The organism is Streptomyces sp. MBT65 (assembly GCF_016612545.1).
Lineage (GTDB): Bacteria > Actinomycetota > Actinomycetes > Streptomycetales > Streptomycetaceae > Streptomyces.
The window spans coordinates 1-1,291 of sequence record NZ_JAENRY010000759.1 but is presented as its reverse complement, the minus strand read 5'-3'; the positions used below and the strand labels follow the sequence as shown (position 1 = coordinate 1,291).

The 1,291-nt window shown below is 69.6% G+C and carries 2 protein-coding genes; both read left to right on the top strand.

Annotated elements, in window-relative coordinates:
• On the top strand, window positions 1-224 hold a 224-nt coding region (locus JHN63_RS53805; protein WP_234478990.1), incomplete at its 5' end, for a hypothetical protein.
• A gap of 64 nt (window positions 225-288) precedes the next feature.
• A complete protein-coding gene (locus tag JHN63_RS51985; RefSeq protein WP_234478989.1) occupies window positions 289-1,254 on the top strand; it encodes an EamA family transporter in 966 nt (321 codons plus the stop codon).
• Window positions 1,255-1,291: the final 37 nt, after the last annotated feature.

Here is a 1,291-nt window from a genome sequence, read left to right as displayed (position 1 = left end):
GGGCAGGGGTGGGGGTGGGGGTAGGGGTTCCGACGAGTTACGGGTACACCGCTCCACCGGTCTTCACCGAGAGCTGGGTACCCCAGACGTACGAGCCGATCCATCCCCAGGCCGAGTACTCCGAGTATGTGGAGTACTCAGACCCCCTCTTCGGACCGATGCCCACCACCCTCCCCGACGGTCGTCCCCTGTTCCGGGACGAGGTCCCCTGGAGCGGTATCTGACAGTTGCATAGAGGGTTCACACGCCTGTCTCAGTCCATTACTATGGACCGAGCAGTGCATCGTGATGGACGAATCCCGAGCTGAGCCCCTTGGAAGCCCCGTGAGCATTCCCGGTACGACGTCGACGCCGACCACCGCCCCCGCGGCCACTCCGGCCGCCGTCCCGCGCCGCGCCGGTTCGCTCGGGCCGGTGGGTCTCGTACTGGCCGGGGGCATCTCGGTGCAGTTCGGTGGCGCGCTGGCGGTGACGCTGATGCCCAGGGCGGGGTCGCTGGGTGTGGTGACGCTCCGGCTGCTGGTGGCGGCGGTGGTCCTGCTCGTGGTCTGCCGCCCGAGCGTGCGCGGTCACTCGCGCGCGGACTGGGGCACGGTCGTCGCCTTCGGCATCACGATGGCCGCGATGAACGGCCTCTTCTACCAATCCCTGGCCCGCATCCCCCTCGGCCCGGCGGTGACGCTGGAGGTACTGGGCCCGCTCGCCCTCTCCGTCCTGACATCCCGGCGCGCCCTGAACGCCGTATGGGCGGGACTGGCTCTGGCCGGCGTCTTCCTCCTCGGCGGCGGAGGCTTCAGCAGCCTGGACCCCCTGGGTGTGGCCTTCGCCCTGGGCGCCGGCGCCATGTGGGCCACGTACATCATCTTCAGTGCCCGCACGGGCCGCCGCTTCCCGCAGGCCGACGGTCTGGCGCTGGCGATGGTCGTGGCGGCGGTGGTGTTCCTGCCGCTGGGCATCGTGGAGTCGGGCTCGAAACTCCTCAACCCCACGACGATCGCCCTCGGCTCGGCAGTGGCGGTCCTCTCCTCCGTCCTCCCCTACACCCTCGAACTCCTGGCCCTACGCCGCCTCCCCGCCTCCACCTTCGCCATCCTCATGAGCCTGGAACCGGCGATCGCGGCCACGGCGGGTTTCCTGATCCTCCACCAGGCGCTGTCCGTTCCTGAGGCCATGGCTATTGCGCTGGTCATTGCGGCGAGTATGGGGGCGGTGCGGACGCAGGTGGGGCGGGGGAAGGTGAAGGTCGAGGCGTAGGTGTTGCTGTGGCCGTGGGGTGTGGTGTGACCGTTGG

What these genes read in the sequence shown, in the direction of transcription:
- JHN63_RS51985 (WP_234478989.1), top strand. Translation starts at nt 289, where the DNA reads ATGGACGAATCCCGAGCTGAGCCCCTTGGAAGCCCCGTGAGCATTCCC.